General features: G+C 52.1%; 24 protein-coding genes. 11 read left to right on the top strand and 13 right to left on the bottom strand.

Annotation, left to right across the window (positions count from 1 at the left end; all coding sequences use genetic code 11):
• Window positions 1–43 precede the first annotated feature (43 nt).
• Entirely contained in the window at window positions 44–1,261 is a 1,218-nt protein-coding gene (locus TH4_RS17205) for an MFS transporter (RefSeq protein WP_083997168.1), read from the bottom strand.
• Window positions 1,262–1,368: 107 nt separating this feature from the next.
• On the opposite strand from TH4_RS17205, the gene TH4_RS17200 reads away from it, so the two are divergent.
• Window positions 1,369–2,385, top strand: coding sequence for an AraC family transcriptional regulator (locus TH4_RS17200; protein ID WP_083997167.1), 1,017 nt, complete (start codon window positions 1,369–1,371; stop codon window positions 2,383–2,385).
• Here the strand turns inward: TH4_RS17200 and TH4_RS17195 are convergent.
• The 7 genes from TH4_RS17195 to TH4_RS17165 all read right to left on the bottom strand — a co-directional run bounded on the left by TH4_RS17195 (window position 2,370) and on the right by TH4_RS17165 (window position 9,583).
• Complete coding sequence (locus TH4_RS17195; protein WP_245227978.1) at window positions 2,370–2,843, bottom strand: IclR family transcriptional regulator; 474 nt, start codon at window positions 2,841–2,843, stop codon at window positions 2,370–2,372. The two genes, TH4_RS17200 and TH4_RS17195, sit on opposite strands and share 16 nt — an antisense overlap.
• On the bottom strand, window positions 2,840–3,829 hold the full coding sequence (locus tag TH4_RS17190; protein WP_064782079.1) for a phytanoyl-CoA dioxygenase family protein: 990 nt from the start codon (window positions 3,827–3,829) through the stop codon (window positions 2,840–2,842). Before TH4_RS17190 ends, TH4_RS17195 begins: the two co-directional genes overlap by 4 nt.
• Before the next feature lie 51 nt (window positions 3,830–3,880).
• Complete coding sequence (locus TH4_RS17185) at window positions 3,881–4,630, bottom strand: class I SAM-dependent methyltransferase (RefSeq protein ID WP_064782078.1); 750 nt, start codon at window positions 4,628–4,630, stop codon at window positions 3,881–3,883.
• Window positions 4,620–6,074, bottom strand: coding sequence for a hypothetical protein (locus tag TH4_RS17180; protein WP_157097783.1), 1,455 nt, complete (start codon window positions 6,072–6,074; stop codon window positions 4,620–4,622). The genes TH4_RS17185 and TH4_RS17180 overlap by 11 nt, the downstream gene beginning before the upstream one ends.
• A 41-nt stretch (window positions 6,075–6,115) precedes the next feature.
• On the bottom strand, window positions 6,116–7,516 hold the full coding sequence (locus TH4_RS17175; RefSeq protein ID WP_157097782.1) for a hypothetical protein: 1,401 nt from the start codon (window positions 7,514–7,516) through the stop codon (window positions 6,116–6,118).
• 4 nt (window positions 7,517–7,520) lie between these two features.
• The gene (locus tag TH4_RS17170) at window positions 7,521–8,534 is read right to left on the bottom strand and encodes a radical SAM/SPASM domain-containing protein (RefSeq protein ID WP_064782075.1); all 1,014 of its coding nucleotides are present in this window, start codon (window positions 8,532–8,534) and stop codon (window positions 7,521–7,523) included.
• Between the two features lie 287 nt (window positions 8,535–8,821).
• Window positions 8,822–9,583, bottom strand: a complete 762-nt coding sequence (locus TH4_RS17165) for an IclR family transcriptional regulator (protein ID WP_064782074.1) — start codon at window positions 9,581–9,583, stop codon at window positions 8,822–8,824.
• A 142-nt stretch (window positions 9,584–9,725) separates the two neighbouring features.
• On the opposite strand from TH4_RS17165, the gene TH4_RS17160 reads away from it, so the two are divergent.
• Both TH4_RS17160 and TH4_RS17155 read left to right on the top strand, forming a co-directional pair.
• On the top strand, window positions 9,726–11,453 hold the full coding sequence (locus TH4_RS17160; RefSeq protein ID WP_064782094.1) for a thiamine pyrophosphate-requiring protein: 1,728 nt from the start codon (window positions 9,726–9,728) through the stop codon (window positions 11,451–11,453).
• Window positions 11,454–11,619: 166 nt separating this feature from the next.
• Window positions 11,620–13,434 (top strand): alpha-amylase family glycosyl hydrolase, encoded by a 1,815-nt coding sequence (locus TH4_RS17155; protein ID WP_064782073.1) that lies wholly within the window; start codon window positions 11,620–11,622, stop codon window positions 13,432–13,434.
• A gap of 170 nt (window positions 13,435–13,604) precedes the next feature.
• On the opposite strand, the gene TH4_RS17150 is transcribed toward TH4_RS17155, so the two are convergent.
• A complete protein-coding gene (locus tag TH4_RS17150; protein WP_064782072.1) occupies window positions 13,605–14,006 on the bottom strand; it encodes a VOC family protein in 402 nt (133 codons plus the stop codon).
• Window positions 14,007–14,352: 346 nt separating this feature from the next.
• Between TH4_RS17150 and TH4_RS17145 the strand changes: the two genes are divergently transcribed.
• Together TH4_RS17145 and TH4_RS17140 are read left to right on the top strand one after the other, a co-directional pair.
• Window positions 14,353–14,838: a hypothetical protein gene (locus tag TH4_RS17145; protein WP_064782071.1), complete on the top strand. Its 486-nt coding sequence runs from the start codon at window positions 14,353–14,355 to the stop codon at window positions 14,836–14,838.
• A 53-nt stretch (window positions 14,839–14,891) separates the two neighbouring features.
• Window positions 14,892–15,434: a PAS domain-containing protein gene (locus TH4_RS17140; RefSeq protein ID WP_167351232.1), complete on the top strand. Its 543-nt coding sequence runs from the start codon at window positions 14,892–14,894 to the stop codon at window positions 15,432–15,434.
• A 19-nt stretch (window positions 15,435–15,453) separates the two neighbouring features.
• Here TH4_RS17140 and TH4_RS17135 read toward each other — a convergent pair whose 3' ends face one another.
• Together TH4_RS17135 and TH4_RS17130 are read right to left on the bottom strand one after the other, a co-directional pair.
• Entirely contained in the window at window positions 15,454–16,686 is a 1,233-nt protein-coding gene (locus tag TH4_RS17135) for a glycosyltransferase family protein (RefSeq protein ID WP_064782069.1), read from the bottom strand.
• A complete protein-coding gene (locus TH4_RS17130) occupies window positions 16,679–17,533 on the bottom strand; it encodes an HAD-IIB family hydrolase (RefSeq protein WP_064782068.1) in 855 nt (284 codons plus the stop codon). The genes TH4_RS17135 and TH4_RS17130 overlap by 8 nt, the downstream gene beginning before the upstream one ends.
• A 382-nt stretch (window positions 17,534–17,915) precedes the next feature.
• Here TH4_RS17130 and pobA point away from each other — a divergent pair, with 382 nt between their 5' ends.
• The 3 genes from pobA to TH4_RS17110 all read left to right on the top strand — a co-directional run bounded on the left by pobA (window position 17,916) and on the right by TH4_RS17110 (window position 20,107).
• On the top strand, window positions 17,916–19,082 hold the full coding sequence (gene pobA / locus TH4_RS17120) for a 4-hydroxybenzoate 3-monooxygenase (protein WP_064782066.1): 1,167 nt from the start codon (window positions 17,916–17,918) through the stop codon (window positions 19,080–19,082).
• A gap of 243 nt (window positions 19,083–19,325) precedes the next feature.
• Window positions 19,326–19,619, top strand: coding sequence for an ElaB/YgaM/YqjD family protein (locus TH4_RS17115; RefSeq protein WP_063086883.1), 294 nt, complete (start codon window positions 19,326–19,328; stop codon window positions 19,617–19,619).
• Entirely contained in the window at window positions 19,616–20,107 is a 492-nt protein-coding gene (locus TH4_RS17110) for a hypothetical protein (RefSeq protein ID WP_064782065.1), read from the top strand. Before TH4_RS17115 ends, TH4_RS17110 begins: the two co-directional genes overlap by 4 nt.
• Window positions 20,108–20,151: 44 nt before the next feature.
• Here TH4_RS17110 and hpt read toward each other — a convergent pair whose 3' ends face one another.
• Both hpt and TH4_RS17100 read right to left on the bottom strand, forming a co-directional pair.
• Window positions 20,152–20,688: a hypoxanthine phosphoribosyltransferase gene (gene hpt / locus TH4_RS17105; RefSeq protein WP_008891923.1), complete on the bottom strand. Its 537-nt coding sequence runs from the start codon at window positions 20,686–20,688 to the stop codon at window positions 20,152–20,154.
• A 209-nt stretch (window positions 20,689–20,897) separates the two neighbouring features.
• Window positions 20,898–21,839 carry a LysR family transcriptional regulator gene (locus tag TH4_RS17100; protein ID WP_008891922.1) on the bottom strand — a complete coding sequence of 314 codons (942 nt, stop codon included), beginning with the start codon at window positions 21,837–21,839 and terminating at the stop codon, window positions 20,898–20,900.
• A 138-nt stretch (window positions 21,840–21,977) separates the two neighbouring features.
• Between TH4_RS17100 and TH4_RS17095 the strand changes: the two genes are divergently transcribed.
• The 3 genes from TH4_RS17095 to TH4_RS17085 are packed head-to-tail and all read left to right on the top strand — an operon-like array spanning window position 21,978 to window position 26,181.
• Window positions 21,978–22,946, top strand: coding sequence for a TAXI family TRAP transporter solute-binding subunit (locus TH4_RS17095; protein ID WP_008891921.1), 969 nt, complete (start codon window positions 21,978–21,980; stop codon window positions 22,944–22,946).
• Between the two features lie 32 nt (window positions 22,947–22,978).
• Entirely contained in the window at window positions 22,979–24,847 is a 1,869-nt protein-coding gene (locus TH4_RS17090; protein WP_064782064.1) for a TRAP transporter permease, read from the top strand.
• On the top strand, window positions 24,844–26,181 hold the full coding sequence (locus tag TH4_RS17085; RefSeq protein WP_064782063.1) for an acyclic terpene utilization AtuA family protein: 1,338 nt from the start codon (window positions 24,844–24,846) through the stop codon (window positions 26,179–26,181). The genes TH4_RS17090 and TH4_RS17085 overlap by 4 nt, the downstream gene beginning before the upstream one ends.

Raw genomic sequence — 26,181 nt, 5'->3', positions numbered from 1 at the left:
GGGCTGGGCCGATGCGGCATCGGTGGGGGTTGGGGCGATGCTGTTATCCCTGTTCGGCGGGAACAGGGGCGGTTCGCAGGCCCAGCGTTACGATGATCGATGCGCCGAGAAGCAGGAAACCGGCGATGGTAAAGACGCCAAGCGCGCCGCTGGTGTCAAAGACAAGGCCGCCGACTGCGGCACCCGTGGCAATGGCAAGCTGGAAACCGGCGACCAGAAGTCCGCCGCCGCTTTCGGCCTCATCCGGGACGGTGCGCGTGATCCAGGTGGACCATGCGACCGGCACACCGCCAAAGGCCATGCCCCAGATCGCAACAAGCACGGTGGTCGGGGCAACCGCACCATCAATGGCGACCATGCCGACGCCGGCCAGCCCCATGATCATCGGCATCAGCGCAATGGTCATGCGCAGCGAGCGGGCAATCAGCGCACCACCAACATAGGTGCCGATAAAGTTGGCGACACCAAAGCCCAGCAAAATGCCCGAGATACCCGCCGTCGTCACACCCGAGACATTTTCAAGGAACGGGCGGACATAGGTGAACAACGCGAAATGGCCGGTAATGATCAGGACCAGTGAAAACAGCCCGAATTTCATGCGCGGGCGGTTGATGACCTCGATCAGGGTGCGCAGGGTCGCACGCCCGCGCGGCGGCATTTTGGGAAGCGTTGCGAATTGCACGACAAGGGCAAGAACGCCCAGCAGGGACGCCAGCATAAACACATTGCGCCAGCCAATGACATCGCCAAGATAGCTGCCGAGCGGGGCGGCAAAGACGGTGGCGGCGGAAACGCCGCTAAACAGGATGGCAAGGGCGCGCGGGACGTTCTTTTCCGGCACAAGGCGCATGATGATGGCCGCCGACATGGTCCAGAAACCACCAAGGGCAACGCCCAGCAAGACCCGGCCAGCCAGGAGGATGGCATAGTTCGGGGCCTGTGCGATCATGATGTTCGCGGCAATCAGAAGAACCGAAAAGCCAAGCAGAACATAGCGGCGGTCGATCTTGCGGGTCACCGTCGCGGTCAGAAGGCTGGTGATCAGGGCCATAACGGCGGTGGCGGACATGGCTTGGCCTGCCATGCCTTCGGTAATGCGCAGATCATCTGCCATCGGGGTGAGCAGGCTGACTGGCAAAAATTCGGCCGTGACCAGCCCGAATACCCCAAGCGTCATGGAAATCACAGCGGCCCATGCAGCAGGTGCGGGCGCGGCCGATTGATCCATGGCCGATTGGGGGCGGGATTGCGATTCACTCATGGGAAGTCCTTTGAGTTGATGTTTTGCATTGCACCCAAAATAGTCTGGACCGTTCGGACGATCTATGACAGTTTGTCTTTATTCATTGATCAATCGTCCGGAATGTCATGTCGCTCATTGCAAATGCAGACCTAAACAGCCCGTCCAATCACCTCGAAGGCCAGTTCAATCCCGCCGGTCATGACATGGTCAATGAGCTTCTTTCCGGTGTGCGGTTGCGCGGCCTTGATTATCGTCGCATTGAAATATCCGCCCCGTTCGGCTTGCGGTTTGGCGAGGATGTTGACGATGGCCGCGCCTGGTTTCATTTCATCGGGCAGGGCACGGTCCATCTGCGGACCAAAAGTGGTGCGACCCATGTTTTGGGATGCGGGGATGCGGTGTTGTTGCCCTGTGCGGGCATTCACGATCTTTACAGCCAGGATGGCGTTGCGATGCGCAGCATTGATGCGTTTGAAAAGGCGCCGCTTTGTGATGCGGCATCGGAAATCCGGGCCTGCGAAGCCGATGTGTGCCGATCAAAGGACAATCTGATTTTCAGTTGCGCGATGGAATTTGATCTTGGCTGGTTGCATCCGTTAGCCCACCTCAAGCCGGAAATCATGCATATCGAAACGGTGCCGGATCATGATCCGCAAATCCCGGCGATCCTTGATGTCATGACAGCCGAACTTCGCGCCAAACGGCCGGGATATGGTGTGATCCTGACCCGTCTTGCCGATGTGGTGGCCGCCGCAATCCTTCGGCGCTGGGTCGAGACGGGATGTGATGTATGCGGCTGGGTCGAGGCGATCCGTGATCCCAAGCTGGCGCGTGTTCTGGCGGCCCTGCATAAGGAGCCGGGGCGGAGCTGGTCAGTTGCGGATATGGCATCGGAAATGGGGGTGTCGCGGTCTGTCTTTGCCGAGCGATTTGTCGAGCTGACGAAATCAACGCCGCAGCAATATCTGACCAACTTGCGCATGCGTCTGGCCAGCCAATGGATCGGGCGGGAAAACCTGTCGCTCGATGAGGTGGCGGATCGTCTTGGCTATGCCTCGGTCGCGGCATTCAGTCGCGCGTTCAAGCGCACAACCGGGAAATCCCCCGGTGCCATCCGCCATATTGATTACGCATCGCCGTAAAGGACGTGCTGCGCGCTTTTTGCGGCGGCTTGAAGCTTTGCCAGCAAGGCTTCGCGATTTTGCGCCAGCGTTGCCGGGGATGCACCAAACACCGAAAAGGCCGAGATCATATTGCCATGTTTGGTCAGGATCGGCACGGCGATGGCATAGATGTCTTTTTCGCGCTCGCCATTATTGGTGGAAAAGCCCTGATCGCGGATGTGGGCAAGTTCCGTCCTTAGATCATCAAGATCGGTGATGGTGTGATCTGTCATTCCCTTAAGGCTGGCATTCTTGAAATAGCGGTCCTGATCATCGGGACTCAGATGTGCAAGCCACAGCTTGCCATGTGCCGTGCAAAAGGCATCAAGCCGCGACCCAATCCGGATATCGACATAAAGCGCCCGGTCGGGGAGGGCGCTCGGTGATCTTCGAGGCGAATTGACAATATGGGATATTTCTAAAGCGTCGGAAGTCACCGCTTAGAAATTCTTGATACAACAGCGGCTGATTTGGTGAGGACACGATTAGGTATGGTAAACATTTTCCCTGCAAAATGTTTACCTACCGACAGGTGTTTTGTAAACTTGTGACGTAAATCATAGTACAGCTCAACAATGCCTTGTTCTGAAAACTGAGAATAAGCTGCTCCACTAATCTCCCATTTTTCCCCTCGTTCCCACTGTCGAGTTCTTTTTGATAGTTTGTCTCCAAAACCAAGTAATCGTGTCCCGGGATATGTGTGCGCACGCATTATTTTACGCTCACATCCTTCTTTCAGGAAGCTGCCTCTGTGAAATACATCAGTGTTAAATATTATTAAGGATCCGGCAGGTGCAAGGATTTCAACAAACGGAGGTAGTCCCTCTGGGAGTACCTCGTTATTCATAGTATAGAATTCAGGAACTCCAACCGTTATTGTTCCATTGTGCTCTAATTGTGAAAACCATGCTCTGAACTGTTGCCTTGCGAGTGGTGCACTGCCGGGATGCACACCAAAAGCCCCTCTCCCGGTCTCTAGAATATCTTCCAAATAGACCATAAATTTGAGATTCCAAGTCTTATCAAAGTGCGAGGGAGCTACTTCCTTGCCGGTACCTATATCATGTGTGGCGTATATCTCAGTATTCAGCATGCAAGGTCTACCTACGATTTTCTCCGTTAGTTGAACGATCTTGTCGTCAGCAAATACCTTATCTACGGTCTCGAATGTTGGAGCAGTAACGGAACCACGGTCAAAAGCTGCATAATCAGCAATATCTCCACCGACTTTACGGACGTAGGCTACCTCGTCTTTATTCCTGAGACTTCTTATATGTTCCCATTCAGCTCGAAGGTTATCAAGGTTTGGTTGGGACACCCATGAAGGCAAAACAGCTACACCGAATTTTCTCAATGCACGCTCTACATCTTCCTCCTGAAAGCCATTTTTTAGGGTAATGTCTTCCAAAGTTGCGGCATTCATGGTGCTTTCTCCAAGTGGTTTCTTCGCTAATCGAATGCAGTAAAAGTCTAATTATGATTTTAAATCAATTATTAGAAATTGCAATTGCACTAACTGTTGTGCGCCATTTACCAATTGCCTAGGATTTTTTTTTGTTTCAATAGTCCAAGTTCGCATTGGATCTTCTCTTTGAATCAATGATTGGGACATTGCAAAGGGGAGCATCTGATATTTGTCTATATCGTTACTCTTCGTGTCCAATATCTTTTTTATCGTTGCTCTGCTTACGTAATTCCACCCGATTTCCCATTCCCCTTCGGTATCACTTCCTTCGATAACACGTCGATGCCTCATAATCACATCGACCGGGTGGTCATTTATCATGTCGAGGACAACTATTCTGCCATTTGGCAGGGTAAGGTTAACTAAGTTCGACAAAACAGGTTCAGTGTCATCAAAGCAATTTAAAACACCTGACATGATACTGAAATCGAATTTTGAAGTGGGCGATAAAGTAGGTACAGAAATATCACCCTGAATAAACTCAACGCTAGGAAGGCGTTTCCTGGCAAGTTCTAACATCTTTTGTGATACATCAAAGCCGCTCAGCTTCAGTTTAGGAAACCTGAAGCTCAGATAATGCAATAAATCTCCGGTCGCGCAGCCAATGTCTATACAACTTCCACCATTTTTTGCTCCTTTTTCCTCCAAGATATTACCAATATGAACAAAAATATCCTTTGGTTTTTCTCTTCGATCTTCGTTTATGTAGATATCGTCATCCGCTATTCTGCGGCCAGAACCAGACCATTTACTTTGCATCTATCTTGTCTCTTTCTATTTGCTCTAACTGCCTGCAGATTCGAACAAAAGAGTTACCATCTAGTGGACCGAAACCAATCAATTCCTCTAAGCTATCAGAGATAAGTTGCTCAAATCGACTCTTTTCGGTCGCTAGCAATTTAATTTCCTCTAGAGTTTCCGAGTACGAAGATGTGGCCAAATAACTTGCAATGTTTGGAAATTCATCTAACCCAAACTGAAACAAATCGTAGTCTATGCACACTTTTCGAGCGGCGAGAGCCCACCGTGCGGTGCTGGAACCGTTAACCAACAAAACATCGTAAGATGGAATTAAATCAACAACGAAACCTGGGGTATTATATATACCGTTTTTCTCGAGCTTTTTTACGTCGTCTGTGATTATTCGTGGATGAAGGGAAAAAGATAATTGTACATTATTGAATCGCTTTAAATCATCGCAGAGCCGAGATATGTAATTCGCTACACTTGAAAATTCACTTTTTTGGGCCCAGCTGGTAGTTTCGCTTGGAGGAACGCAAACTAGTATTTTGACTTTATTTCTAGATATCTTTGTGCAGTTAGCAAACGCTATTTGAGCGGCGGGATCTCTTTCAAACGCATCGGATACCACATCTCCGTATATAGACCCGGTAACCACAATTTTCTTCTCTGGGACGCCCTCCTGTAAGTATCGCGCCTGCATTGCTTGTCCCTCGCTCAATATGATGTCGCTATTTCCTCCTTGAAAGCACCAAGGGTCTCTGAAGGTTATTCCGCAGTATTCCATTGCGATAATAAAAGAAGGCGGCAGATATATACTGTTTCCAAAATGAGTTCCTCTAATCCATTGAGGGTGATTGGTCTTTATGTACGAGCCTCCTGCGCTATCTGTATTGTATAGACTGCCATCTTCTGCTTTTTCCTCGACGCCTTTGTATACTAGTGATGAGGAATCCGCCATTCCATAGGGTAGGGTAGCTATGATCAGACCGCGTTGCTTTGCGACATGCAATAGCCAATAGTCTGAGGCAATACCATCCTCACCAGTTACAATCACTGTGGCGCCACTCTCATCAATTACCCTTTGGGCATCTTCAATACGAAATGTGTGGTACTTCACCATCTCAGAAAGTGCAGCATCAGGAATGCCGGTATCTTTAGGCACTCCGAGCGCAAAAGACTTTTTATTTATTAAATAATGTATTCTTTTTAGTATTCTAGAAAAGAAATTGTTTGTATTTTGTGCTGTATTATCGACCGGTCCGCGGTCTCCTTTATGAATAAAAAAACTAGCATTGAGAGATGTTGCTACGTCTGACACACGTTGAGCAACGCCGTCATCGTCTCGATCGCAGCAAAAACAGACAGAAAACCCATAGCGCTGCATTCGTTCAGCGACTTCTTTGTAATAGTTTAGTTGTCCAGTTTCGCCGCAAATAATAAGAATTCTTGGGTGAGTCAATTTTCATTATCTCTTATTAAATTTTGAAAAATATGTTTTCACTAATTATGCTCTGTTATTAGTCTGACAATATTTTCTGTTGCTCTTCCGTCAATTTCCCCCCATATTTTCCTGTTTTCTTCCATACCGCGTGCTTGTGTTTCATAGTATTCGTTATTTAGCATTTTCAATACTTTTTCTTTTGAATTCGAGAAGTTCGCAAAAGAAAAAAAACCTGGAGAATTGTCGTAGATAGAGAGGTTAAATCCATACATATCATAGTTGATGACCGGTTTTCCAGCTGCGAGCGCCCAGCGAATAGTCGATGAAAAGCATGTGAAAAATAAGTCGTGAACAGGGATTGCCGTAATCACACCGTTTTCAATAGTATTTAGATTCAAATTGTTGATGACTTCTCTGTCAGAATCTAGGGTGTTCGGGTGAATAGAAACTGAAATTTCAAGTTGTTCATTTTCGTCTTCGAGTCTCTTTAATTGTTGCCAAACTGTACTGTATGACTCAAATTCGCAAAATTTAGCACGAGTAGCATGATAGTTCGGCGGCAGTGATACTAGTATTTTTGTTTTGTTTGGGGCTATTTTTTTCTTGTTCTCAAATGCCCTCTTGGCATCCCCGTGTTCGGATATTTTCTCATAAATTAAGTCACAATATATCGAGCCAGTTGGCACAAGTTTTTTTTCGTCGATATTTTCATCTCGGTAGACACGCATCGTGTTTTCGCTCTCTACTGCAATGTATGAGCTTGGTCCGCCGTGTACAGTCCAAGGATTCTGAAGTTCTCCAATTATATCTTCTCTTGCAAGTATATACTCAGGGGGGAACAGTAAAAAATTTTTACGTTTGTATGTTTTGATCCATTGTGCGTGTTTGGAGCGGATCAATTGACCTAGTGCCGAGTTTGGAACTTCGTATAGTGTACCGTCAGCATACTTTTCAAGCAGTAGGTTTTGAAAGTCTTGGTGGTTGGATATCTCGTAAGGAACAACGATAACCGGTATCTTCAATTCTATAGCCGCAGATATGTATTCGAAAGGGGAAGATATTCCGTCTTCGAAGCAGATCAAATGTGTAGATTGTGACTTAGATATCTCTAGTTTTGCGATTTTCTTTTTCTGGAAAAAGTCACGTGCCGTACGCAGATACTTAATTCTGGACCGCATGGGTGCTGCTCTGTACTTCAATTGGCTTAGTGCTAGTAAATATAAATTTTCACAAAAGTTTTTAATAGTATTTATGTGTTCTCTGTTGTTAATCGTTGAGTTCGTTTTTTTCGATATTGTTATTATTTCTTGCGTTAAACCAGAGTTATTGGGCGTGCATAAAGTAACTTTAATACGCTGTTGTTGCAGCCTTGATGCTAGTTCGGTTGTCAATTGCAGCTGAGATTTCAGCGTTGGTACTATGAAAACTCTTGATTTTCTTGTTTCCCGGTTTGTTGTCATCCCCTTACCCTTCTTCTCTCCAGAATGTTTTGTGTTGCACTAATTCTGTGTTTAGTGGTTGGGGTTTGCATTTGCTTGCACGGATGCAATTGGCGCATAGAGTTCCTTCAAGGTCGTCAGCAATGTGGCGTTGACGTAAGTCACGAAACCGTTTGCTATGCCAAGCATCCTTTACTGACATGTTGGAAATGCTCTCTACTGCGAGTAGGTTTTCGTAGTCATTACAGCATGCTTTCATATACCCTTCTAGGCTAAAATGTGCTTTGTTAAAAGGAAGGTGGCAGTCACGGTAGGGAGGGTCAGGGAATTCTGACATTTGGCCTGATTGATTGGATGCCTCATAGTATAGTATTTCGTCAACATAGTCTGAGATAAGAGATTTCAAGTTGTCGAATGAGGCAATTGTATGGGGCATGCCGACAAACGAGACGCCTAGATATACATCTTGAGAAACCTTTTCTCTATAGGCGCTTACAAATCGGATGTTATCGATAACCTTGTCAAAGTTATCTTTTCCATGAACTGCTTTATAGGTTTCTCGGTCGCCGCCGTTTACAGAAAACTTAATCGAGTTCAGCCCTGCATCGAGAATTTTCTTAAATTTGTCGTGTCCGACCAATGCCCCATTGGTCGAGATGTACTGATATTCGTAGCCAGTTTCTTTGCAAAACGAGATATACTCGTCTAACCACTTGCAGGTCAGTGGTTCTGCACCTGCGAATAAGCCGATTTCCCTAGCGCCGCATTCGTAGGACTCTGTAACAATACGTTTGAATAGATCTCGATCAATGTGCCTCTTTGGGCGCTCCATTAGTGTGTAAGCGCAAAAATTACAATTATGGTTACATATGTTCGTTGTCTCAACCTGAATCTGTCTAGGGAATGGAGGGCATTGTTCTCGTTTTGAATCAGTTATCATATTCAAAAGTCGCGTACCAATATGGCTTTTCCCGGTGTATCCGCTAGAGAATATTTCGGTGAGATCATCTTCGATGAATTGTTTGTTCTCTTTTGCCATAGTTAATTCGGTTCCCAAAAACTGATTTGATTAGCCATATCTTGTGCCTTTTTTTAAATGATGTGCAAATGAATTCCAACACCGAATTCATACGTGGTGAGGATAAGCGGGACAGTCGGCTGGTGTAAGCGTGCAGGGTAACCCGCTTCACATAATATTTCTTGCTAAAGCATCTTGGAGATGTTGATGATAATAATTTGCACTTGTGTGTAAGGGGCATGTATTGCCATAGCATGGTCACAAAGGGTTCAGGGGATAAGCGTATGATAGCAGTATTGGTCGGCTAATCAGTTCGCGCCGCAAATTGTAATTTTTGCAAGATGTGCGGCAATTTGCGTGCTCTCTAGAAGGCTCTGGCGGTTCTGGTCAAGTATCTCAACTGATGCGCCAAATACCGAAAAGGCCGAGATCATATTGCCATGTTTGGTCAGGATCGGCACGGCGATGGCATAGATGTCTTTTTCGCGCTCGCCATTATTGGTGGAAAAGCCCTGATCGCGGATGTGGGCAAGTTCGACCTTTAGTGCATCAAGATCGGTGATGGTGTGATCCGTCATCCCCTTAAGGCGGGCATTTTTGAAATAGCGGTCCTGATCATCGGGGCTGAGATGCGCCAGCCACAGCTTGCCATGCGCTGTGCAAAAGGCATCAAGCCGCGACCCAATCCGGATATCGACATAAAGCGCCCGGTCGGGGAGGGCCTTGGCGATGCAAACTGCTGCGTCGCGATCAAATTCGGTTGCCATGCAGGCTTCGCCTGTTTCGCGCGCCAGCTGATCAAGGATCGGCTGCAGGATGGTCGGCAGGTTGCCATCGTGCAAAACACGATCCCCCAGATCGGCAAACATATACCCCAGCCTGAAAACCCCGCGTGACGTCACCCGCAATGCCCCGGCATGCACCAGTGTGTGCAGAAACCGGTGGGCGGTGATCATGTTGATGCCTAGTGCATCGGCCGTTTCCTTGGCGGTCAGTTCACTTTGCCCCGCCGCAAACAGATCAAGAATTTTAAAGGCCTTAAGCACGGAACCATTGAGTTGGCTGGTCATCGGGTTGCTTTTCTCCACGCAAACAGATCGGACGCCGCTGTGCCGTCTTGACGACCACCGGATTTCAATAATAAACTATATTATAAATCATATTTCAACTATAGAAATAACGGGCATGCGCCCGGAAAGCAAGAGGCGTCTGATGAAAAGCGACAAGCAGGAAAATCCCGGCCAACTGACCCTGACTGCCGGTGGGGCGGTCCTGGCCCGCATGAAGGCCATCGGGATTGATTACATCTTTGCCAATTCAGGGACCGATTTCCCGCCAATCATCGAAGGGTTGGCCGAGGCCGCGGCAAAGGATATCGACCTGCCGCACGCGCTGATCATGCCGCACGAAAATGCGGCGATGGGGATGGCGCACGGCTATTACCTTGCCACCGGCAAGACGCAGGCCGTGATGGCGCATACCAATGTTGGCCTTGCCAACTGTGCAATCGGGGCGATCAATGCCGCGACCGAACATGTGCCGGTTGTTTTGATGTCGGGCCGAACGCCAGTGATGGAAAAGGGGCGTCTGGGGGCGCGCACCGTGCCGATTGGTTGGGGCCAGGAAATGCGCGATCAGGCAGCGCTGGTGCGCGAAAGCACGAAATGGGAGTATGAGCTTAAATTCCCCGAACAGGTGCCGGATGTTGTCGACCGTGCTTATGCGATTGCATCATCGGTGCCCAAGGGCCCGACCTATGTCAGCCTGCCGCGTGAAGTTTTGTGCGAACCGTGCCCGAGTGATCAGATCGAAGGTCCGCTTCGTATGCAGCCGGTGCCTGTCGCCCCGCCACAGGCCGTGGTGGAACAGGCAGCCGACATTCTGGCCAATGCCAAAAACCCGGTGATCATTGCCCAGCGTGGAACGGGCACGGCGGAAGCCTTTGGCCGCTTTGGCGATCTGGTCGATCAGTGGGGCATTCCGGTGGTGCAATACTGGGCGATCCAGCTTGCCATTGGCACCGAACACCCGATGTTTGCCGGGATGGACCCAGCGCCGTGGCTTAAAAATGCCGATGCGGTGGTGGTGATCGATTGTCTCGCCCCCTGGTCGCCCGATATCCATGATTTGCCGGATGACTGCAAAGTCATCCAGATCGGGCAGAACCCGCTTTATTCGCGTTTCCCGGGGCGTAATTTTGCCGCCGATATCTCGCTTGTTGGTGAAACCGGTGATGTGATCATGATGCTGGCGGATGCCATGGATCATCGTCATGACGACCAAAAATCTGTTTGCGAGGATCGCCGGGCCAAGGTGGCAGCCATCAATGCCGAAACCCGTAAAAAGGCGTTGGCGGCGGCGGATGCCGGGGCGGTGGACCCGATGACCAAGGCTTATGTATCACGCTGCTTGTCCGATGCGATTTCAGGTCGGGCGGCGACGGTGTTTTCCGAGCTTGGGTGCCCGCTGGAGCCGCTTTCGCTTTCTGAACATAGCAGCTGGTATCAGGAACCCCATTCGGGTGGGCTTGGTTGGTCCTTCCCGGCGGCGATGGGGTATCAGTTGGCGGACAAGAATAAACTGGTCGTCGCGACGATGGGGGACGGATCCTATATGTTTGCCAACCCGACGGCGTGTCATCAGATTGCCGAGGCGTTGGAGCTTCCGATCCTGATCCTTGTTCTGAATAACAATGAATGGGGGGCGGTGCGCCAGTCTGTGACGGGGATGTATCCCGATGGTTATGCGGCAAAAACCAACGAAATGCCGCTGACCGCCCTTAAACCCAGCCCCGATTTCACCAAGGTCGCCGAGGCCAGCCGCGCCTGGGTTGCCAAGGCCAAACGCGCCGAAGATTTGCCCGGTATCCTGCGCGATGCCATCAAGCATATCGACACCAAACGCACCCATGCGTTTGTTGAGGTAACGATTGCGCCTTAAGCGACTGCTTATGTCATTAATGATCGGCGCCCGGCATATTGTCGGGCGTCATCGTTTTGATCAGATGCACTGTATTGTGGCATCGCAAAATGCCTGCTTGCATCGCAGGCAATTTCATTATTTGATTGAGCTAATTATTTGAATTGCCTACCCGGAAGGAACCATTATGGATCGTGTCGTTGGAACATCGGGACGTATCGCGTTTGCAAGCGCGATGCGCAACCTCCTTGCGGATGTGTATCCCGGGCACGATCAAGCGGATTTGGTGCGTCGGGTTTTTGAAGTTCTTGGCTTGCCGATTGAGGGCGACGGACCGGAACCCTGCGAGGAATATTTGCGCAAATGGGATCAGCGAGATGCGTTTCTGATCACCTATGGCGACAGCATCCAGCAGGACGGCAAGAAGGGGCTGCAAAGCCTTGGCGAGTTTCATCGTAAGTGGCTGAAAGACTGGCTGACGGGTATTCATATCCTGCCGTTCCATCCCTTCACTTCCGATGACGGCTTTTCGGTTAGCGACTTTGACATGCTCCGCCCGGAACTCGGCGACTGGAGCGATGTCGAGGAACTGTCAAAGCACGCAACCGTGATGGCCGATCTGGTGGCAAACCATATTTCGGCATCCCACCCGTGGTATCAGCAGTTTCTGGCAGGCGAAAAGCCCGGCATTGATTACATCAAGACCGCAAATCTTGAAGATGACCTTTCCGATGTCGTCCGCCCGCGCAGTCATGCGTTGCTCAATCACGTGGTGACCAAGCAGGGTGAGAAGCAGGTCTGGTGCACCTTTAGCTATGACCAGGTGGATCTGGATTACGGCAATCCGGACGTATTCTTTGAGATGCTCAGAGTGGTTCTGAACTACCTCAAGCACGGCGTGCGCGTGGTGCGGTTGGATGCCATCGGCTTTATCTGGAAGGAAGTCGGCACGACCTCGATCAACCTTGATCAGACCCACAAACTGATCAAGGCGATGCGTCTGGCGTGTAATGCGGTGCATCCGGATGTGTTGTTCATTACCGAAACCAACCTGCCGCTGCTCGAAAACCTGTCCTACTTTGGCAATCAGGACGAAGCGCACCTGATTTATAACTTCTCGTTGCCGCCGGTGATCATTCATGCGTTGCTGAGTGGACGAAGCGATTTTATCCGCAAATGCATCATGGCAATGCCACCGGCGCCTGCGGGCTGTACCTTCTTTAACTTCACCGCCAGCCACGATGGCATCGGCCTGCGCCCGGCCGAAAACCTGATTCCGGATGAGGATATCGAAGGCCTGCGCGATCATGCGGTCAAGATGGGCGGGCAGGTCAGTTACCGTGCGCTCAAGGGTGGCGGGCAGAAACCTTATGAGCTTAATGTCACGTTGTTTAGCATGCTGGCACAAAACTTCGCTGGCGAGGCCACCATGGGGCTTGAGCGCTTTGTGATGAGCCAGGCGATCGCCATGTCGCTTGAAGGCATTCCGGCGATCTATATCCAGACCATTCTGGCAACTGAAAACGATCAGAAGGCTTATGAGGAAACCGGCATTCCAAGGCGTCTGAACCGGAAAATCTGGAAGCTTGATGATGCCGAGGAAACGCTGTCACGCGAAGGTGTGGCACGATCGGCCTTTGATCAGTTGCGCGCGCTGATGTCGATCCGTCAGGGGCAGCCGGCCTTCCACCCGAATGCCACGCAATATACCCTTAATCTTGGCTCGGAACTTCTGGGCGTCTGGCGGCAATCGCATCTTAATGAACAAAGCATTTTCTGCGTCTTTAACCTGACTGAAAAGCCCCAGGACCTTGATCTATCCAAGATCAACCTGATCATGACCGAAGGCTGGCAGGACCTGATTACGCAACAGGTCGTAGAAGACTATAACGGCGTGATGAAATTGGCGCCTTACCAGATCGTCTGGATCTCCAACATGGACGGCCGCAACCGCACCGAAAGCCGTCTTTTGCAGCGGTATCGGGATGCAATGCCGGTTTAGGGGCTTGCGTTCGAAATAGCGGAGAGGGCGGCGCCAAGTGGCGAAAATCTGGCGGTTTTTCGTGCCTCTTGTGGTGCTTCTTAGAATGGCGACTGAAAAATACGACCGAAAAATAAATCTGCCCCCTTTTTTTTCTACCTCAAACGGCGTTTTGGCACTCTCAGACAAATCTAAGGGGTTGACCTTCCATCATAGCATGCGAACGCCAGCTTGTTTCCATCTGGATCGCGCACGTACGCAACATAGAACTTGTCGCCATATCGTTCCGGGCGAAAGCCAGGGCGGCCTTCGTCTCGCCCGCCGCCTGCTATCGCTATTTCGTACAACGCGTCGACCGAGGTTGCTGTTGGCACTCGAAACGTAGTCATCGCGCCATTTCCAACGCTGGCGGGATTGCCGTCATACGGATGGCAGGAGAAAAATCGGGGTACAGTCTCATCATGCCGGTCGCCCCACGACACGACTTGCTCATCCTCGTAACAAGGCGATAGCCCCATCATCTCGAAAAGCGGATCGTAGAAAGCCTTGGCCCGATTGAGATCATTTGTACCGACCATTGTGTAGCCAATCACTTCATCCTCCTTTCTCTGCTCCCTACCGTAGGGCTCCCATCAGTGTGTTCAACAACCGTCGAAAAGATCATCATCAGAGTAAACACGAGATGAGCTTTATCCAAAAATAGCAGACATTCGTGCAACCCGCGGCATCGGTGTTTCTGGGCTAGAAGCCATCATTCGGCATCGTTTTTATTTGTGGTGCGTGGACTTTTCAAATTGCGGTTATTCCGTGCTCTATCGTACTACTTAAAATCATTAAACTATAACGTGTATTTGGTAGGCTGAAATGCGGTTGCGCACGGTTATTTGTTTCCTGTATGCGTGACGCCAAAGATGGAAGATCGAGGGGGCATGAAGCGCAATGGCTTATGCGCTGGAAGTTCGGATTCCGCACTTGCCCGATGATACGGATTACCGCGTTCGGGCATATGTGGAAATTTGGTGGGATGCGGCACGTAACGGGCAAATTCCCGACCGCAAGCGTCTGAATGCTGATGTTCTGTCGCAGTGGATCGATGACATCTGCATCTATGAATTCCTTCCCGAAAAACGTGATTTCATAATCCGTATTGATGCACCCAATATCATTGCCGCAAGTGGCGAATGTTATCAGGGGTGCTCGCCGCGCCAGATTGATCTCGATTTCGGCACCACTGTGTATCCAACACTTCTGGAAGTGATTGATACCGGAAAGCCCGCCTTTCACCGTGTCGGCCATGAACGCATGGTTTGGGAGGAATGGCTGCGCATAATGTTGCCGGTCCAGACCACGGACCGGGCTGGCAAGGTGATCAAGCAGGTCTTTGTCACCCATTTTCTCTATCGCGGGCAAAGCGAGCCGGATTAACGCCGCGCTTGTTTCGCATGGTGTCACGCCCCACGTGGATAAGGAAAGGGGCGATGGGTCCAATGCATGTCTCGATGCATGCATGCGATGGCAGTGTGACTGGGAATGTTATGGCAAAGCTTGGTGGTGAACGGGATAGGGAAATCCCGTTAACATATCTTGATGATGATGCGCCGCCTGCTGCGCAGGCTCTTCTGGATTTCTGGAACGCGCATGCGTCAGAGGGCAATCTTCCCACACGATCAGATTTCCAGCCTGATAACCTAATCCCTTGGATCGACGATATTTCTATCTATGAATATGTCCCGGAAAAGGATGACTTTCAGATACGGCTTGAAGGCGAAAACATTATCGCACTGACCGGTGAAAACTGGCGCGGTGCGTTTGCCCGCGAAGTCGATTGCCGCTTTTCAAGCGGACTGCATGCGGCGATGACCGCTGTACGAACCACGCTCCGACCACAGATCCATCATTTGCGAATTTTTCAAAGGGAATGGCAGAGCGGCATCCGGTTGCTTTTGCCGGTTCTGCTGCAAAAACCAGGCAAGGAAGATGTTATGCAGATCTTCCTTGCGATTTTTCCGGTCGATGATTAGGCACGATTAATTACGCGCGCTATACCTTGCCAATATCCATGTCGTTGAGGTCATCTTCAACCGCAGCTGAAAGCTGTTCGAAGATGTCGCCCATCGCACTTTCAACACGCTGCCAGCTTGGAATGAACGGGCTTTCCAGCGGGTTTTCAAGATAGTGCTGACCGGCACTGATGATCACTTCGGACAGGACTTCGACACAGTTTTCTTCCTCGTCACGATTGATCTTGAGCCCGTTAAACAGCGCATCGGCACGGTATTGTTCAATCAGGTCAAGGGCAGCCCGGTAATAGGTTGCCTTGAGTGTTCTGAAGGTTTCCGGGGTGAAGACCGTGCCCTGGGTCGCCAGTTTACGGAACAGGGATTTGGCAATGTCACTTGCCATGCGTGACAGGCCGTCATCCTTTTGCGCCGGATCAAACTCACGGTGCTTGTGATCATAGATATCGGCGATATCGACCTGGGCGAGGCGATGGACCGTGTGATTACGATACATCTCCGAGAGCATGGAAACTTCAAGACCCCAGTCGGATGCGACGCGAAGGCCATAGGCCACGTCGGTTCTGATCGCCATTTCGCCTGACAGCGCATAGCGGAAGCAATCAAGATAGTTGAGGAAATCGGTCTTGCCGACGACCTGCTTAAGCGCACGGATCAACGGTGTGACAAACAGGCGGCAAACGCGCCCTTTAAGCGTGCCATTGGCAACCCGCGCATAATAGCCCTTGGCAAAGGCAAAGTTGAAGGCCGGGTTGGCAATCGGATACATCAGCTTGGCTGGCAGATCGGGCGTATAGGTCGCGATGTCACAGTCATGAATACCGATAACGGAGCTGCGCCCGGATGCCAGCGTATAGCCCAGGCAGTACCAGACGTTACGACCCTTGCCCGGCTCATAACGGGCCAGATTGTTTTCATTCAGGCGATCATGAACGCTGCGCAAGCGCGGCCCGTCATTCCAAAGAATGCGGACATGTTGCGGCAGATCCTTGAAGAACTCGCGCGCATGCAGATATTGCTGCGCATCGGCGCGGTCCAGCCCGACAACGATCTGGTCGATATAGGTTGCCTGTTTCAGCCCTTCGACAATTGTTGTCATCGCCGGAGTTTCCAATTCGGAATACAGGCAGGGCAGAATAAGGGTCTGACGCCGTTGACGGGCAAAGGCGTTCATTTCATAGGCGAGTTCTTCCGGGTTTCGGTCAAGAATGCGATGAAGGGTTGTGATCGGGCCACCCTGATGGAAATCAGCCATGAAGTACCTCGCTGTTTTTATTGGTATTAGGGTCAGGACCTATTATCTGATCCAGAATGTCGTTAACCGCTTTGTTCCATCCCGCCGGTCCCGGTCGGGGGGCAATGCGCAGGTTGGGATGATCAAGCATCGCGACTGTGCGTTTGTCATGCTTTGACGGAATTTGAACGGCATAATCTGCCTCGGCCAGCATGGGGATATCGTTTGGGGAATCTCCGAGCGCTATCGTCGTAAAGCGTTGCTGGCGTTTGTTTTCAGGCGCATCTTCAAGCCAGGTGACGCTCAGGCGTTCGACCATGCGCCGCATGGCTTGTCCCTTGCTTGAGGGGCCGCACAAAGTGTGGAACCGTCCACCTTTCACCAGCGTCAAATCATGCTTTTCGGCAATCTTGCGGGCAAGGGCGATGTCCTTGGCCGCGGGCTGCCAGATCAGCGGGTCTGAGCAGTGACGCTGACCGGCGCGAATGGCGTCTTCAAGCGGCAAGCCGGTTTCTGTTGCAATAATTTCCTGGCTTACGGTGCGAAAGCTTTCGACCGGGACTGTGACCGCCGACTTGATTTCTTCGCGGGTGCGATCAACGGTTTCGCTGGCCGGGCCATATTGTTCGACATTGCCATTCAGCGCGATAACGCCGCCGTTCTCGCCGATAAGTCCGTCAAACAGACCGGATGTCTGATTGATATGTTCCAGTTCGGCAAGTGTTTTTGAAGATACCGCGATCAGGGGAATGGAAAGCTGCTTCAGCCGATCCAGTGCGGGGCGGGCATCCGTCCAGCTATAGGTGTCATGATCAAGCAATGTGCCGTCAAGATCTGTGAAAATGGCGATGGCGCGGCTTTGAGGCATCTTCCCGTTCTGTCGCAGATTTAAGGGCTTTCCGGCCATTGTGCAGGGCCGAAAGAAACAACTTAGCATAGTGCTGACAAAGGATCGACAGTTCACAGGATGAATTTTTCATCACGACGACAAATGCGATGAATTTTCCGGCACTATTACGCTTGTTCCCAGACAAGGATCGGCCATTGGCGACAGGGCGTCCGTCTGACGGGTAGAACCAGATTGCGCACAAGGTATAACCAAAACCAAATACATGTTCGATTTGTCCAATCATTATCCCGGTTTGTCCATTCTGTCCTTACAGTAACAAGCGTATTCTTTCCGCAATGGAACGGTTCTTGTTCCAATTCAAAAACAGAACCAAAAACCGTGATCTTGTTAGGAAATCGTCATGCATGTCCCTGTCGTTATCGTTGGTTCGGGCCCGGCTGGTCTGCTGCTGTCACATCTGCTGCATGTGCAGGGGATTGAGTCCATTATTCTGGAACGCAAAAGCCGCGACTATGTCGAGGGTCGCATTCGTGCAGGCGTTCTGGAAATGGGAACGGTCGATCTGATGAAACGTGTTGGCGTCGATGCCCGCATGAACAAGGAAGGCATCATCCATGGCGGCATCTATATCAGCGTCAATGGCAAGCGCACGCATGTGAATATCGAAGAACTTACCGGCGGTTCGACCGTCATGGTGTATGGCCAGACTGAGGTCACCAAGGATCTGATTCAGGCGCGCCTTGATCACGGCGGCGAAATCATCTTTGAGGCCGAAGATGTCAGCTTGCATGACATCAATGGCGACACGCCAAGTGTTCGATATGTCAAAGATGGCAACGCGCTTGAACTGACGTGCGACTATATTGCGGCGTGTGACGGTTTCCACGGCGTTGGGCGCAAGACCCTGCCGGGCGTCAAGGAGTTCGAGAAGGTCTATCCGTTCGGTTGGCTGGGCGTTCTGGCCCATGCAAAGCCGGTTGCCGAAGAACTGATTTACGCCAAGCATGACCGCGGCTTTGCTTTGTGTTCGATGCGCTCGGACAAGGTTGTGCGCCACTATGTTCAGGTGCCGATGACGGACAAGATCGAAGACTGGTCAGATGATCGGTTCTGGAACGAGCTTCGCACCCGTCTTGGTGAAGAGGACGCCGAACTGGTCAATGAGGGCGAAGTGTTCGAAAAAAGCATCGCGCCGCTGCGCAGTTTTGTTGCCGAACCGATGCAACACGGCCGTCTGTTCCTTGCCGGTGATGCCGCCCATATCGTGCCGCCCACCGGTGCCAAGGGTCTTAATCTTGCGGCGAGTGACGTTCACTACCTGTCCGAGGCCTTGATCGCAAAATACAAATCCAACCGCGAAGATCTGCTGGCAAGCTATTCCGATACGGCACTGGCCCGCGTCTGGAAGGCAGAGCGGTTCTCGTGGTGGATGACATCCATGCTGCATACCTTTGATGACCAGAATGAATTTGATGGTCGCATTCGCAATGCAGAGATTGAATATATCCTGTCGTCAAAAGCAGGTCTGAAAACCCTGTCGGAAAATTACGTCGGTCTGCCTTACTGATCAACGTAACGGGGATACCCACCCCCGACGGAGAAGTCCCGCTCTCCATTTCCGCCCAGAAGTCCGACAGGTCATGAAACGGTCCGCAACCCACGCGGACCGTTTCTTTTTGGCATCGGTTGACGGGTTTTTATGTATGGTCAAACCGTTATGCCCCGAAATCATCACAATTGGTTGGGGAACCTTATGCCATGTCCGCACGTTTCCTGTGTGTTGCTGTTTTCAAGACAATAGGAGAAAACCATGGCGACCAAGACCGAGACGACTGCTGATAATGCAAAACTGCAGGCGGATGTCGATGCCCTGCGCAGCGATCTGGCCGAAATCACCAAAACCCTGAAGGCGATGGGTGGTCAGGCGGCAGAGACCAGAACGCAGGCAGCTGCGGAGCGCATTCGTGAAGTGACCGGTCAGGCGCGTGATCAGTTTGATCATGCACGCGGTGTGGCTGTGGATCAGGTTCGCGAGAACCCGCTGGCATCTGTAGCCGTGACCTTTGGTGTCGGCCTGCTTATCGGCCGTCTGCTGCAGAAATGATTGATCAGCTGACCGACATACTTGTCGATCAGGCAAAGGCCGCGGTCCGAAAGGGCGCGGCTTTTGCCGCGATCGCAATTGTGATGTTGATCGGGGCAGGGTTCTTGTTGGCGGCCATCTATATGGCGATTGCCGCATCCTTTGGCGCGATTGCGGCTGCCATGGCGATTGGCGGCACGATGGTGACACTGGGGCTGGTTGCCCTTGCCATCATGTTACAGCGTGATCCCGGTGATGCGGTTGATCCCGCAGCCGTGCATGACGATGCTGCGCGCAGGCAAAAAACCGAAGACGACATGTTGTTTGATCTTTTGGTGCATTCGGCCATGACCGGCTATGCCACCGGCCAGGGCAACAAACCGCGCATGCAATCGGGGTTTGATAAAATGGTCACCGACCTTGCTGCTCTTGGCATCTTCGATCCCCCGAAGGGACAGATGGAAACCCAAGAAGCGCACCATGATCCGAATACAAAAAAGGCGGGATAGCTGATCAAGCTGCCCGCCTTTTTTTAATTCTGTTTTCGCCCGGCTTATTCGCCGTGGAAATGGACCGTGCCGATGAAGGGCAGGTTGCGGTTGTTCTGGGCATAATCGATGCCATAACCGACCACAAATTCGTCAGGGATATCAAAGCCGCAGAAATCAATCGGGATTTCAACTTCGCGGCGCGACGGCTTGTTCAAAAGCGTGCAGATTTCCAGACGGTTCGGGTCGCGGGTTTTCAGAAGCCGAACCACTTCCGACAGGGTGTAGCCGGTATCAATGATGTCTTCAACCAGCACGACATCCTTGCCACGGATCTGACCATCAAGGTCCTTGACGATGCGCACGTTGCGCGAACTTTCCGTGGAATCGCCATAGCTTGATGCGACCATGAAGTCGACTTCGACCGGCACGGTCAGTTTGCGTACCAGATCGGCGATGAAAACAAAGGAGCCGCGCAGCAGGCCGACAACAATCAGCTTTTCGGTATCCTTGAAGCTTTCATTGATCTCGGCGGCAAGCGCATCGATCTTGGTGGCAATCTCGTCCGCCGTTATCAGCGGCTTGACATCATAATCGGCCATAAATTCCGGTCCTGAAGCGTTATGGTGTGATGCTTCGCTTGCTAGCACAAGCCGGTCACGATGACCAGCCTGTGAATGGTAACAGAAGTATAATCCTTCCAAGCTTGGATATGTTATCGCGCATGGGGGGAATTAAGCTGTGGATTTGTCCGCAAAGAGTGCACAGTGCGGTTTTTTGCCAGCCAAGTGAAAGATGTGCAAATTGGCCACTAAGCCACTTCGTTTTCAGTGGCCAGATGTGCGACCAGTGATTTGAGGTTGCGGCTTCGGACCAGATGCAAGAATGCCTGTGCCGCCGGGGGCAAGGTACGACCCGATCGCCAGATCAGACCGATGTGGCGCAGCAAAACCGGGCTTTCCAGTTGCCGGAAAACAAGCGGGGCACGACCAAGAACCGGAAGCGTCAGGGACGGCAGAGCCGTAATGCAGAGCCCCTGCGACACAAGCGCGCCTGCTGTTGCCAGATGGGCCACCTCAAAGCGGGGGTGAAAGGCAAAGCCGTGCTGGGTGCAGGCGGCATCGATGATCGAGCGTACACTTGTTTCACGCGACATCGCGACCATTGGCTGCGACAGGATTTCTTCCCATTTGTACGTCCGGTTTTCGTCAAGAAACCCGCCCGGAGCCCCGACGGCGATGAACCGGTCGCTCAGCAATCGTTGGAAGGATAGATTATCGGTGTCCTCGACCACATCGGCGGTAAAGCCGATATCGGCACGTCCCATTTCAACTTCGCGCAAGACCCCCTCGGACAGCATGTCATTGAGCTGAACATCAACATTCGGGTGGGCCTGCATGAATTCGGCAATCAGCGGTGGCAGCAATCCGGCCGTTACCGACGGCAGTCCGGCGATGGTCAGTTTTCCGCGTTTGGTATTGAGGTAGGTGTCAAATTCATCGAGGGCGGAATCAGTGGTGTTAAGGATCCTTTCCGCCAGTCGGAGAAACATCTTGCCCTGTTCGGTCAGCGCAACATTTCGTGTGTCACGGTCAAAAAGCCGCGCCTGTGTGCGGTCTTCGATCCGGCTGATTTGCCGACTGAGCGTTGATCCCGAGATGCCAAGTCGTTGAGCCGTCTTGCGAAAACTGCCCGTTTCGGCAAGAAGACAGAAGGATCTTATTTCTTCGGTATCAAGATTGATGCGTTTCATGCATCAATTATCTCATTATTTGATCTTCCTGCAACAAAGAAACTGGTCGACACTTTCGGTCCGTCCAAAAACAACCAAGCACAAGACTTGCCGACGGAACGTTAAACATGCCGATGACGGCATAGGGAGGAATACATTATGAAACTTTCAAAACTCGCCTTGGCGGGCGTGCTCGCCTTTGGTTTGTCGGTACCGGCTTTCGCACAGGAAAAGCTGCTGATCGGCTCGACGTCTGCATCATCTTCGCATTACGGCTACTTTGTTTCTGTGGCCAAGCTGATCAACGATGCCGACAATGGTATCGAGGCATCCGTTGTTGAAACCGGTGCGACGATGGACAACCTGCGCCGTATTGAACGCGATCAGATCGACCTTGGTCTGGTCACGACCAACGTTGCGCAACACGCCCATGCCGGGACCAAGGCCTTTGACGGTCGCGCGATGGACGGGCTTGGTCTGTTGTGGGTTTATACCGGTGCACCGCAGAACGTGATCGTGCGTGAAGATTCCGGTATTGCGACGCTTTCCGATCTTGCAGACAAGCGTTTCAATCCCGGTATCAAGGGATCAGCAACCGAAAGCACGACAGAGGCCGTGTTCGAGGCCCTTGGCCTTTCGGCTGAATATGTACGCGGGTCGACCACCGATGTGGTGGACATGATCAAGGACAACCGTGTCACCGGTTATGTGAAATCCGGTGCCGGTCTTAAACTTGATAGCTCCACGCTTGATATCGCAACATTTACACCGATCAAGGTCCTCAGCCTGACCGATGATCAGAAACAGGCCCTGATTGAAAAGATGCCTGATATCTCGGTCGTTGATATCCCCGAAGGTGCCGCAGACGGCGTTGATGCCTATTCCACCTGGAGCTTTGGTGTCGGTGTTGGCGCAGGTGCAAGCCTGTCCGAAGATGCCGCCTACAAGATTGTCGACGCGATCATGTCGGATACGGAAGTGCAGGGCACCGCAATGGCAAGTGTCAAAGGCGTCAATCTGGCCGAGCTGACCTTGCAGTATGCGACAATCCCGCTGCATCCCGGGGCTGCGAAATGGTTCCGCGAGAACGGCTACGATATCCCGGCCAAACTCGATCCGTCCAAATAACAAGAAACCGGAACTCTTAGAGGAAAACCGTCATGTCTGTGCGCATCCGCGACGGGTTTGCGTTGCTCGTGGGTATATTCGTCTTCTATACCGCCGCAACCGGCCCATTTGAGAGCCTTATTCAAAGGGCGGTTTTCCTCGCACTTGTGACGTGCCTTGGACTAAGTCTTTATCCGTTGGGCAAGGGAACGGGTTGGCGAACAATCGGCTTGATCGTTGATCTGTTGCTGGCCGCGGTGACCATCAGCGCATGTAGCTATATCGTCGTGAACTACGATGAAATCATGACCACTTTGCCATGGGCAACGCAACTGGACATGGCCTTGACCGTTGGTCTGGTTGTGACGGTTCTTGAAATTGGCCGCCGTGCCGTGGGGGCGATTTTCCCGGTCCTTGTGATTGTCGGGCTGCTTTATGCGCTGCTTGGCGAATATCTTCCGGGCAGTCTTGGCCATCGCGGTTTTGATATCGAGTTTGTCACCGAAACCATTTTCCTTGGCGATCTTGGGATTTGGGGCATGCTGACCGGTGTTGCGGCGACCGTGATTGCAGCCTTTGTGCTGTTTGGTGCCTTGTTGCTTCATACCGGCGGCGGGCAAAGCTTTATGGATCTGGCGATGCGTCTTGGTGGTCGCCAAAAGGGCGGTGCGGCCAAGATCGCAATTATTTCGAGCGGTCTGTTCGGAATGATTTCCGGATCGGCGGTTGCCAATGTTGCCACCACCGGCAATTTCACCATCCCGATGATGCGTCGTCTTGGCTATCCGGGGCCACTGGCCGCGGCCGTTGAGGCTGTCGCCTCCACCGGTGGGCAAATTGCCCCGCCGATTATGGGGGCGGCCGCGTTTGTGATGGCCGAGATCCTTGGCATTGCCTATGTCGATGTCATGGTAGCGGCAATCATTCCAGCCGTTTTGTTTTATCTGTCGGTGTTTGTGACGGTCCACATCGTCGCAACCAGAAGAAACCTTAAACTGGTGCCCGAGGATGAGCTTCCGGCCTGGTCAGAAATTCTTGCCTTGCGCAAGGTGCTGCCGATCATCGCAGCCCTTGGGGGACTTGCGGTTGGTATCTTTATGGGGCGCTCGGTTGCGACCTCTGCCTTTTATGGGATGATCGCACTTCTGATTGCGTTTGTGGCGACCTCTGCCGGGCGCCTGTCGGTTGGCGAAATGTTCAAGCGCGTTCTGGCCGGTGTGACCGATGCAGGCAAGGGCATGGTGATTATTGGTGTGTTGCTTGCCGGGGCGCAGATTCTTGTTTCCATGATCAACATGACTGGCATCGGCGTGACGCTGAGTTCCATGATTGTTGCCATTGCCGGGGACTCAACTGTTCTTGTGGCGATCATTGTCGGACTGGTGTGCCTGATTATGGGCATGGGATTGCCGACAACGGCGGCCTATGTGCTGGTGGCGGCCGTTCTTGCCCCGGCGATGACCGCGGTCGGTGTCGAGCCGCTTACAGCCCATCTCTTTGTATTTTACTTTGCCACCATATCGGTGATCACGCCGCCGGTTTGCGTAGCGGTATTTGTCGCGGCCGGGATTGCGCAGACCAACTGGCTGCCTGCCGCGTTCGAGGCGGTGCGACTTGGGGCGATGACCTATATTGTGCCGTTCATGTTGTTGCTTTATCCGGGCATGACAGCCGGGGGCGGCGGTTTGGCCATTATCAATGCCGTGCTGTCGGGGCTTGTTCTTGTGGTTGCCATTCCGGCATTGCTGGGCGGGCAGACATTCACCGGAAGGCTGTGGCTTGACCGCGCTATGCTTGTGATTGTCATCGGGGTCGCGCTTTGGCCTGCGTTTCTGACGCCAATGATCGCGGCAATGTTGCTTGGCGGTGCCTTTTTCGTCGGGCGCAACATGCGTCGCGCGGCCATGGAGGGTGGGCAATGAAAACCATCCGTATTGGCACAGGTGCCGGCTTTTCCGGGGATCGGATTGAACCGGCTGTTGATCTGGCTGCGAAAGGCAATCTCGATTATCTGGTTTTCGAATGCCTGGCTGAGCGTACCATCGCGCTTGCCCAGCAGGCCAAAATGCATGATCCGAATGCCGGGTTTGACCCGTTGCTTGAACGTCGCATGCGCGCGGTTTTACCGATCTGTCGCGAAAAGGGTGTTCGGGTGATATCAAACATGGGGGCGGCAAATCCGGTGGCCGCCGCCAAGCACACCATCAAGATTGCGCGTGAGCTGGGCCTTTCGGGCCTGCGGGTTGCCGCCGTGCAAGGCGACAATGTTCTGGATGTTCTCTCGCCCGATGCTTTTGTGATCGACGAAGCCAACTGCACGCTTGGCGAATTTAAGAAAGAAGTGATTTCGGCAAATGCCTATTTGGGGGCAGGTGGCATTGTTGATGCGCTTAAGGCCGGTGCAGATGTTGTCCTGACCGGGCGGGCGGCCGATCCCGCGATGTTTCTGGCACCACAGATATTTGAATTTGGGTGGCAGATGGATGACTGGACGCGCTTGGGGCGCGGTACGCTTGTGGGACATCTTCTGGAATGCGGCGGGCAGGTTACCGGCGGCTATTTTGCCGATCCGGGTTTAAAGGATGTGCCCGATCTGGCCAATCTTGGCTTCCCGATTGCCGAGGTTGATGAAGATGGCAACGCCGTCATCACAAAGCTGCCGGGCACCGGGGGCTTTGTGAATGCCGCAACGTGCAAGGAACAGTTGCTATACGAAGTCCATGATCCGAAACGCTATATCCAGCCCGATGTCATTGCCGATTTTTCCGCAGTTCAAATCACCGAAGTGGGCCCGGATCGGGTGGCGGTATCGAACGGCGATGGTTTACCCAAAACCGGCAGTCTTAAGGTATCGATCGGCTATATCGATAGCTGTGTCGGGGAGGGGCAGATATCCTATGCCGGGCCCGGTGCGGTAGAGCGCGGGCAACTCGCACTTGATATCCTTCTGCAACGCATTGAGCAAATCGGGATTGCCTGTGATGAAGTGCGCGGTGAACTGATTGGCGTCAATTCGATTTTCAAGGATGTTGCGGCATCCGACTGTGCGCCGTCAGAAGTTCGGGTGCGCTTTGTCGTCAGGACACGCGATCTGCAAACGGCGGCCCGAATTGGCGAGGAAGTCGAAAGCCTGTATCTGAATGGCCCAGCCGGGGGCGGTGGCGTAACCAAATCAACGCGTGAAATCGTTGCCATTGTTTCAGGGCTCCTGCCCGAAGACAGGCTAGCAACGCGGTTCGAGATGATGGAGGCGTGA

This window comes from Thalassospira tepidiphila MCCC 1A03514 (assembly GCF_001662875.1).
Classification (GTDB): domain Bacteria; phylum Pseudomonadota; class Alphaproteobacteria; order Rhodospirillales; family Thalassospiraceae; genus Thalassospira; species Thalassospira tepidiphila.
The sequence above is the reverse complement of the archived record's forward strand: the minus strand, read 5'-3'. Positions and strand labels throughout refer to the sequence as shown.